Origin of the sequence: Saccharomonospora iraqiensis subsp. paurometabolica YIM 90007, assembly GCF_000231035.2 — a bacterium.
GTDB lineage: Bacteria > Actinomycetota > Actinomycetes > Mycobacteriales > Pseudonocardiaceae > Saccharomonospora > Saccharomonospora paurometabolica.
Genome location: NZ_KI912247.1, coordinates 253,741 through 262,500, shown reverse-complemented (window position 1 = coordinate 262,500; position 8,760 = coordinate 253,741). Strand labels below are relative to the sequence as shown.

General features: G+C 71.6%; 8 protein-coding genes, 1 tRNA gene and 1 pseudogene. 3 read left to right on the top strand and 7 right to left on the bottom strand.

All coding sequences use genetic code 11. From position 1 onward, the window contains the following. On the top strand, nucleotides 1-437 hold a 437-nt coding region (locus tag SACPADRAFT_RS34045), incomplete at its 5' end, for a helix-turn-helix transcriptional regulator (protein ID WP_007025384.1). A gap of 6 nt (nucleotides 438-443) precedes the next feature. Here the strand turns inward: SACPADRAFT_RS34045 and SACPADRAFT_RS0215540 are convergent. From SACPADRAFT_RS0215540 to SACPADRAFT_RS0215520, 5 genes are all read right to left on the bottom strand, one after another. After that, entirely contained in the window at nucleotides 444-992 is a 549-nt protein-coding gene (locus SACPADRAFT_RS0215540) for a class IV adenylate cyclase (RefSeq protein ID WP_007025383.1), read from the bottom strand. An 83-nt stretch (nucleotides 993-1,075) separates the two neighbouring features. Continuing rightward, a complete protein-coding gene (locus tag SACPADRAFT_RS0215535; protein WP_007025382.1) occupies nucleotides 1,076-1,882 on the bottom strand; it encodes a formate/nitrite transporter family protein in 807 nt (268 codons plus the stop codon). Nucleotides 1,883-2,076: 194 nt separating this feature from the next. Then, nucleotides 2,077-2,161 (bottom strand) — tRNA-Ser (locus SACPADRAFT_RS0215530). Nucleotides 2,162-2,182: 21 nt separating this feature from the next. Continuing rightward, nucleotides 2,183-2,659, bottom strand: a complete 477-nt coding sequence (locus SACPADRAFT_RS0215525) for a MarR family winged helix-turn-helix transcriptional regulator (RefSeq protein WP_028662492.1) — start codon at nucleotides 2,657-2,659, stop codon at nucleotides 2,183-2,185. Between the two features lie 703 nt (nucleotides 2,660-3,362). Then, the gene (locus SACPADRAFT_RS0215520) at nucleotides 3,363-4,889 is read right to left on the bottom strand and encodes a M28 family metallopeptidase (protein ID WP_007025380.1); all 1,527 of its coding nucleotides are present in this window, start codon (nucleotides 4,887-4,889) and stop codon (nucleotides 3,363-3,365) included. A 120-nt stretch (nucleotides 4,890-5,009) separates the two neighbouring features. Between SACPADRAFT_RS0215520 and SACPADRAFT_RS0215515 the strand changes: the two genes are divergently transcribed. Further along, nucleotides 5,010-5,984, top strand: a complete 975-nt coding sequence (locus SACPADRAFT_RS0215515; RefSeq protein ID WP_007025379.1) for an NAD(P)H-quinone oxidoreductase — start codon at nucleotides 5,010-5,012, stop codon at nucleotides 5,982-5,984. Nucleotides 5,985-6,145: 161 nt separating this feature from the next. Here SACPADRAFT_RS0215515 and SACPADRAFT_RS0215510 read toward each other — a convergent pair whose 3' ends face one another. Next, complete coding sequence (locus tag SACPADRAFT_RS0215510; protein WP_007025378.1) at nucleotides 6,146-7,345, bottom strand: cysteine desulfurase-like protein; 1,200 nt, start codon at nucleotides 7,343-7,345, stop codon at nucleotides 6,146-6,148. A gap of 158 nt (nucleotides 7,346-7,503) precedes the next feature. Here SACPADRAFT_RS0215510 and SACPADRAFT_RS0215505 point away from each other — a divergent pair, with 158 nt between their 5' ends. Further along, the gene (locus SACPADRAFT_RS0215505) at nucleotides 7,504-8,079 is read left to right on the top strand and encodes a bacterial proteasome activator family protein (protein ID WP_007025377.1); all 576 of its coding nucleotides are present in this window, start codon (nucleotides 7,504-7,506) and stop codon (nucleotides 8,077-8,079) included. 27 nt (nucleotides 8,080-8,106) lie between these two features. Here SACPADRAFT_RS0215505 and SACPADRAFT_RS34040 read toward each other — a convergent pair. Next, nucleotides 8,107-8,760, bottom strand: a pseudogene (locus SACPADRAFT_RS34040) (hypothetical protein); the annotation flags it as partial.

Below are 8,760 nucleotides of genomic sequence, written 5' to 3'. Positions count from 1 at the left end.
AACCGGGCGAACTGCGCCGGCCGTTCCGGGAGGCGGGGCCGGCGGCCCGCAGGCTGCTCGCCACGGACGCACACCTGCGCAGCGAACACGCCTGGCTGCACCACGGCGCGGACGCCGCGGCGGGTGCGGTCCACGACCCCCACCCGCCGGACTCCCCGGACGCACCGGGCACGGCGGACGCCCCCGCCGGACACACCGGACACGCCGGGCCTCCGGGGCAGCAGCCTCCCGAGCTTCTCCAGCCGCTCACCGCCCGGGAGCGCGACGTGCTGGGCCACCTGGAGGAGCTGCTCACCACCGCCGAGATCGCCGAGCGCATGTTCGTCTCGGTGAACACGGTGCGCACGCACATCCGGGGCATCCTGCGCAAACTCAACGTCAACCGGCGCAACGCCGCCGTGCGCAAGGCGCGCGAACTGGGCCTGCTGGACGACTGACCGGGCTCACCCGGCACCGGGCCCGTCGCCGCCGGGCGGGTCGCCGCGGAGCAGATCACTGTAGGAGCGGGATTCCAGATCGGTGTCGGCGACCCCGAGGAGGCGCAGGTACTCGGCGCACTGCGTGTGCAGATGTGCGACACCGAGGTCCCCGTCGTAGTCGACGGCCTCCACCTCCACGAAGGACCCGAGCTCCTCGACCTCGTCGACGTGGAACTTGACGTTGTCGATCCAGAGGATGTGTCTGCGCTTGCGCACCACCACGTCCCGGGTGAGTGCGGCATCGAGCAGCTCGTCGAGCCCGGGCTCGGCCGCCAGCGGGTGCATGCGCACCTCGGATTCGGTGGGGGCGTCGCCGTCCGGCCGCAGGTAGTGGATCAGGTTGTTCTCGATCGTCCCCCGTCGCCGTTTCAACCGGCCGTGCGGGACGCGGTAGTACACGTCCTCCTGTGTGTCGACGCCCTGCGACCGTGCCCCGAGCTCGGACAGGCGGTTCAGGACACGGTCGGCGTCCGGACAGCGGGCCTTGAACTCGACGTTGCGGTGTCGTGTCATCGCCCCATCATCGGACTTCCGCGTGAGCCGAGGGGCGGGTTCGGTGGGCCTCGGGTCCCGTTCCCCGGTCGTCCCGAAGGCGCCTACTGGAGTGGGGGCTGGCTGAGCCGGTGCTTGAGCGGGCGGACCTGGACGAGTCTCAGCCCGGTCACCATCCCGATCCCGCCGACCAGGTTCCCGAGCGCGGCCCACCCGAGCTGGATGGCCCAGTCGAGGTAATTGAACGTGGCCAGCGGCGTGTGCAGCGCGGCGAACATGAGCAACGAGTCGAGCACCGAGTGGAACAGCTGGGTCCCCGAGATCAGGAAGCCCACGGCGATGGCCGCGATGATCCGGCCGAACTCGGAATCGGCTCCCAGCTGCATCCAGGTCATCAACGTGATCGCGGATCCGGCCAGAACGGCGAGGCAGAACGACGACAGGGTCACCCCGAGCTCGGCGAAGTGGTTGCCGGACCGGGCGGCGGTCCGGTGCAGCTCGGGGAACGCTTGGATGATCAGCCAGGTGATCACCCATCCCCCGAGCAGGTTCATCACCAGGGTGATCCCCCAGAGGCGCAGCAGAGCACCCAGGGTCGCGAGCCGGGTGGCGACCGCGGTCACCGGGACGAGGAAGTTCTCGGTGAACAACTCGCTCTGCCCGAGGAGCAGGGCGAGAAAGCCGATGCTGAAGGCCAGGCCCGCCAGCAGGTGACTGCCGGTGACGTGCAGGGTGTACAGCAGCGCCAGCACCCCGGTGCCGACCTCGAGACCGCCCATCAGACCCGTGGCGAGCACGGTGTGCCAGGGACGGGCGAGCCGGTGATACCCGCTGGCGAGGGTCTGGCTGAAGGTCCGCTCCAGCGGGGTTCGCGGCGGGGGCTCGTCCGGCGGTTGTCCGTGTCGGCTCATTCGCCGTGCTATACCCACCGGAGCCCGGGTCCGGGGCGAAACCACACGTTGTGCTGACCACCGTGGGGCGTACCCGATCGTGTCGACGGTCAATGCCGGGCTGCCGTCACCGACCGGAAACCGAGGTGACCGGGGCGCCGGGATTCGGGGGTGAGCAATGACCGCCGCGGCTCGTCCGTCCCCGGTCACAGCGGCGGAAGCGGGGGGATTCGAACCCCCGGACCCTCTCGGGTCGCTCGCTTTCAAGGCGAGTGCAATCGGCCGCTCTGCCACGCTTCCCGTGCGGGTCAGGGTAGCGCCTCACTCGTCGGGCTCCGACAGGTGTGCCAGCACCCGGGAGAAGGCCCCGGCCAGCACCGTCTGCTCCTCGGGCGTGAGCAGGTCGACGAAGTGCTCCCGCACCCCCGACACGTGCGTGGCCGCGGAGCGGGCGAGCACCACGAACCCGGCGTCGGTCAACTCGGCGGTGACCCCCCTGCGGTCACCGGGCGACCGTCCGCGGCGGACGTAGCCGGCCTCCTCCAGGCGGGCGATCTGGTGGGAGAGTCTGCTCTTCGTGGACCCCAGCATCGTGGCGAGTTCGCTCATCCGCATCCGCCGGTCATCGGCGTCGGACAGGCAGGCCAGCACCTCGTAATCGATCAGGGACAGCTCGTGCCGGTCGGCGAGTTCCCGGTGCAGGCGCTGCCGCAGCATCAACGTGGAGACGATGTAGTTCCGCCAGGCCGACATCTCGCCGTCGGACAGCCAGCGCACCTCACGTGGATCCCGATCCATGGACACGCACGGTAGACGGTCCGCCACCATACCCGGCCGCCACGACGAAAATCCGTACCGACCCCGCCGGAGGGTGACAAAAATGGTTGCCGGACTACTCCGGAAGGAGCAACCTGGAGGTAGCGGACGGGTTCACCGGGAGACGACGAGTCGTCGAGGGGACCGTCGGTCCCGTGGCCCGCCGGGAAAGGTCAGGTGGTGCCGTGACGGATGACTGGTCGCGGTCGACCGCGCCACTGTGCGACACAGTGGGCTGTGTGGCCCACGGACACAGTGGGATGTGTGGTCCCACGGACACAGTGGGCCGTGTGGCCCTACGGACACAGTGGGCGCTGTGATCCCACGGCCGGGGTGGCCGGAACCGGTCCGGTCGTGATGCCAAGAGGGCAGCGCTTCCCGGGTATTGGCATGCATCCCGCACCCACGGCGCCGGTCGAGACCGATCTCGGTGCGGTTCTGTCGTGACGCACCACGGTGTCAGGCGCCGGCCCGGACACCGGTCGACCGCACCCCGACACGCGACACGGAAGTCGCGACGCAGAACGGAACAACCTCGGAAAGGTCCTGGGTGCGCCGGGCGCACCCAGGATCGTCATGTGCGGGCCGGACGTCACGTCGGTTCCCGCGGGGAGACGGTGCGGTACGGCCGGGCGGGCGAGTGCCGCGCCGCCCGGCCGTACCGGTCAGGGTGTGCGCCCCGGGGTCAGGACAGGTCGGCCCCGTCCGTGGCCTGGGTCGTCATGACCCGCTGGCTCGCGCGCTGCTGGGCCAGCTTCTTCCAGTCCTTCGGTGCCTGCGGTGCGACGCCGTTGACCTCTTCGGTGCTCAGTGCGTACTTCCCGGTCACGTACGCCATCGCGTCGCCGTTGCGGTCGAGCGCGGTGCGGTCGACGTTGCCCAGGTCGTCGCACTCGGTGTGGTAGCACGGGTCGTACGACTCACCGGCCGTGCCGCCCCACTTGGCGACCTGCTCCTCGGTCTTGACGACCTCGGCACCGGTGAACAGCCCGCCCGCGGGGATGCCGTGGGCGATGAACTCACCGTAGTCCGACCGGCCGGTGAAGTCGCTGCCCTCGGTCGGCACGCCGACCGTGTCCTCCAGGTAGTCCACGAAGGACGCCTCGATCTGCGCCGAGCCGTACGGGCCGGGGCCCGCACCCTCGCCGTCCGAGTCGTCGCCGTCGTAGACGAAGTACCCGGCGTTCGGCGAGCCGATCATGTCGAAGTTCAGGTACATCGCGATGTCGAGCTCCTGCTCGAAGCTCAGCGAGTTCACGTAGTGGGTGGAGCCGACGAGGCCGAACTCCTCGGCACCCCACCAGGCGAACCGCACCGCGTTGTTCACCCGGGCGTTGCCGCCGAGCGCGAGGGCGGTCTCCAGCAGTGCGGCCGAGCCGGTGCCGTTGTCGTTGATGCCCGCGCCCGCGGTGGCGCCGTCGAGGTGGGCGCCGGCCATCACGACGTTGTCCTTGCGGCCGGTCTGCGTCTCCGCGATGAGGTTGTAGGTGGTGCGCTCCTCCATGAGCGCACGCAGCTCCAGCGTCGCGTCGGTGCCGGAGAGCTCGGTCAGCGCCGCACCGTCGGCCTGCGTGAGGCCGCCGATCGGGATGACACCGGCGTCCGGATCACCGAGGGTGCCGTTGACCATGCCCGGCTCGTTGTTGTACACGAGCGCGCCCACGGCCCCGGCCTCGGCGGCCGACTGACCCTTCTGGGCGAACGTGCAGGCGCCGCGCTGGATCAGCGCGATCTTGCCGGTGACGTCGCCGAAGTCGGAGGTCTCGCAGCCGGGCGTGGCGTCCGGCTCGATCGCCGCCAGCGGCGCCGTGATCCCGCCCTCCGGCGTGGACGGGCTGTAGCTCATGATCGTGGTCTCGTAGTCGGTCCCGTCCACCGTGAATTTCTCGGCGAGCGTCTCGCTGTAGGTGAACGGGAACTCCTGCCGGGTCACGTCGAAGCCGGCCTGCTCCAGCTTGCCCGCCATGTACTCGGCGGACCGCTGGTAGCCCTCGGTGCCCGCGGCGCGGTTGCCCCCGCTGATCTCGGCGATGCGCTGCATCGCGATCAGGTGCCGGTTCGACTTGTCGCCGTCCACCTGCTTGGCCAGCCGCTTCGGCAGATTCGGGTTGGCCTGCGGCTCGGCGGTCGCCGTCGCAGTGCCGGTGAGCGCGAGACCCACACACGCGGCGAGCGCCACGGCCGGTCTCAACCTGCTCCGCATAGATGACATTCGCAATACCCCTTCGTGGTTACGATGCGCGGTCACTTTGTTGCCTGTTCGCCCGAAAATCAAGCTCCGTTCGTAGGAACGTGTCGGTCGATGTCCCGTCCGGTGGCCTAGAGTCGCGGTATGCGCGCGATCATGCTCAGGGAACCGGGTGAGCCCGGGAACCTCGAATGGACCGAAGCCGCCGACCCCACCGCGGGACCCGGCGAGGTCGTCGTCGACGTCGCCGCGAGTGCCGTGAACCGGGCCGACCTGCTGCAACGGCAAGGGCACTACCCCCCGCCCGAGGGGGCGAGCGAGATCCTCGGCCTGGAGTGCTCCGGCACGATCGCCGAACTCGGTCCCGATATCCCCGGGTGGCAGGTGGGCGACCAGGTGTGCGCGCTGCTGTCCGGGGGTGGATACGCGCAGAAGGTCGCGGTGCCCGCGGGGCAGCTGCTGCCGGTCCCGCCGGAGACCGACCTGGTCGCCGCGGCGGCGTTGCCCGAGGTCGCCTGCACTGTGTGGTCGAACGTCGTCTCGCACGCGGGGCTGGCCGAGGGCGAGGTGCTGCTCGTCCACGGCGGTGCGGGCGGTGTCGGCACACACGCCATCCAGGTCGGCAAGGCGCTCGGCGCCACCGTCGCGGTCACCGTCGGATCGGACCAGCGGGCCGACCGCTGCCGCCAGTTGGGCGCCGACCTCGCGATCAACTACCGCGAACGGGACTTCGTCGAGGTGCTGCGGGCCGAGACCGGCGGTGCGGACGTCGTTCTCGACAACATGGGCGCGAAGTACCTGGCGGCCAACGTCGACGCCCTCCGCACCGGCGGCAGGCTCGTGGTGATCGGGATGCAGGGCGGCACGAAGGCCGAGCTGAACCTCGGCAAGCTCCTGGTGAAGCGGGCGAGCATCGCCGGCACCACCCTGCGCGGGAGGCCGCCGGAGGAGAAGGCCCGCATCGTCGCCGACGTCCGCGAGCACCTGTGGCCGATGCTGGAGTTGGGCACCGTGCGCCCGGTGATCGATCAGGTCGTCCCGATGCCCGACGCCGCTGAGGCCCACCGCGCCCTCGAAGCGGGCGGAGTCTTCGGCAAGGTACTGCTCACCGTCCGCTGACCCGCACCGGGGGTCACGGGGCGTTGTGCCGTGAAGGACTCCTTCGCGGCATCGGGCGCAGGGAAGGAGTCCTTCACGGTATTGGACGCAGTGAAGGAGTCCTTCACGGCACCACCCGCAGGGAAGGGGGCTTCACGGCACACTCCGACGGCCCCGGTGGCTCAGGGGAGGGTTTCCAGGGCGTGGATCAGGGCGGTGATCTCGGTGGGGGTGGTGTAGTGCGCCAGGCCGACGCGGAGGGCGCCACCGACCTCGCCCACACCGAGCGAGGCGAACAGACCGTCGGCGCCCTGCTCGGCGAACACGCACACGTCGTGCTCGGCGAGGCGCCGGGCGACCTCGGTCGCCGTCCGGTCGGCCACGGTGAACGCCAGCGCCGGGATCCGCCGCGTCGCGTCACCGAGCACCATGATCCGCCGCATCGCCCGCAGCTCGGTGGACAGCTGCGCCAGCAGCCCCGCGTGGTACGACTTCGCCGAGCCCAGCGAGGTCAGCAGCCGTTCCCGGCGCGACCCGGCGGCGGCGTCGTCGAGCCGAGCCAGGTGCTCGACCGAGGTGACGAGCCCGGCCAGCTGCGGGATCGGGTGCGGCCCGAGCTCCAGTCGTCGTGGTCCGGACGCGGCGGGGTCGAGCGCCACCGAGGGCACCCGTTCGAGGGTCTCCGCGTCCCGGAACACCAGCGCGGACAGCTCGGGGCCGCCCCACGCACGCGCGGACACCGCGAGCACGTCCGCCCCGAGCCGGTCCAGGTCCAGCGGCACGAACGGCGCGGCGTGGGTGGCGTCGACGACGGACAGCACCCCCGCCCGCCGGGCGATCCCGACGACCGTGTCGACGTCGGGGCGGGTGCCGACCGCCCCGGAGGCCGCGGTGACCGCGACCGCTTTCGTCCGGGGCCCGATCAGCTCCTCGTACTGCCAGGCGGGCAGCTCGCACGTCTCGATGTCGATCTCGCCCCACCGCACGTCCGCGCCCGCACGTCGCGCGGCACGCAGCCAGGGGGCCTGGGTGCCCTGCTCGTCCAGCCGCGAGAGGACGACGTCGTCGCCGAGCGTCCAGGTTCCGGCCAGCGCGTCCGCGAGCCGCGTCAGCAGCACGGCCGTGTTCGGGCCGAGCACCACCGTCTCCGGGCGCGCACCGACCAGGTCGGCCACCGCGGCGCGGGCCTCGGCGAGGAACCCGTCGGCCCGCCGGGAAGCGGGGAACGCACCGCCGGGCGCGGAGACGGGGGTGCGCATCGCCGTGCACACCGCCGAGGCCACCTCCTCGGGGACCAGCATCCCGGCGGAGCCGTCGAGGCGGACCCCACCGGCGCCCAGACCGGGGTACAACCCTCGGATCCGGGCGACGTCGAACGCCATGCGCACACCGTACGGACGGGTAACATCGCCCGACGCGGGGGTCGCCCTGTCCGGTCCGGTGTCGGCCGGGCCCGACTACTCTGGGCGAGGGCACGAGAGGCGACCCACCGCCGGACGGACCGGCGGCGTGTACCGAGTCGAATCCAGGGATGGAGCGTATGACCGAGCCGACGAACCCCGAGGACGCAGCCGGCGGCCGGGACGACGGGTCACAGCACGTGGTCGTGGTGGGCCCGGACGGGCAGCCCATGGGTACGGCGCGGATCAATCCGGGCGAAGGGAACGAGCAGTCCGAGTCGGTCGGTGACATGGTCGAGGAACCGGCCAAGGTCATGCGGATCGGCACGATGATCAAGCAGCTCCTGGAGGAGGTGCGGGCCGCCCCGATGGACGAGGCCAGCCGCAACCGGCTGCGCGAGATCCACGCGACCTCCATCAAGGAGCTGGAACAGGCGCTCGCTCCCGAGCTGCAGCAGGAGCTGGAGCGTCTGGTGGCGCCGTTCACCGCGGACAGCACCCCCTCGGACGCCGAACTGCGGGTCGCGCAGGCACAGCTCGTCGGCTGGCTCGAAGGGCTCTTCCACGGCATCCAGACGGCCCTGTTCGCACAGCAGATGGCCGCACGCACACAGCTGGAGCAGATGCGACGGGGCCTTCCCCACGGGCAGGGCGGCCACGGCGGTGGCGGCGGTGACCAGCACGGTCCGGGAATGAGCACCGGCCAGTACCTCTGACGTACCGGCACCCCCGGCCGGACACCGTCACAGGCGGCCGAACACCCGGTCCAGCCAGCGGTCGAGGGAGGCCTCGTACCGCTCGGATGCCCGTCCGTCCCCGGTGTCCCGGACGCTGTCGGCCACGGCGGTGGTGACGGGGGCGGCCCACTCGGGGAGCGCGAACACGTGCTGCCAGTTCCCCTCCCGCATCCGCACCTGGGCGAGCAGCCGGTACCCGGCGACGGCCTCGGGCACCCGGAGCCCCTGCGCCGTCCGCGGCACGTACGGACCGGGGGACGGGACGACCACCACGGTGGGGTCGGCCCGGCGCACCACGGACGTCGGGTCCGCGTCGTCGTCGCGGGTGGTGCCGACGCGGCCGGTGTAGTCGAGTGCCTCCCAACCGCTGTGGTACGGGATCGCCCCCGGACTCGGGACGGCGACGGTGCGCTCGGGTGCGGGCACCTCCGCGCGCGCCAGCCCCGCACCGATGGCGACCTGGGCACGCTCCAGGTCGGGCCCGTAGTTCGCCATCAGCGGCAGGTCCCGCGGCGTCACGCCCGTCATGACCACCCACGCCACGGTGAACACGACCGCGGCCACCGGCACGGCACGGGCACCCCGGGCGGCGGCGTGGCCGGTACCCCGGGACGTCGCCTCCCACGCGGCCGCCGCCCCCAGTCCCGCGCCGAGGCACAG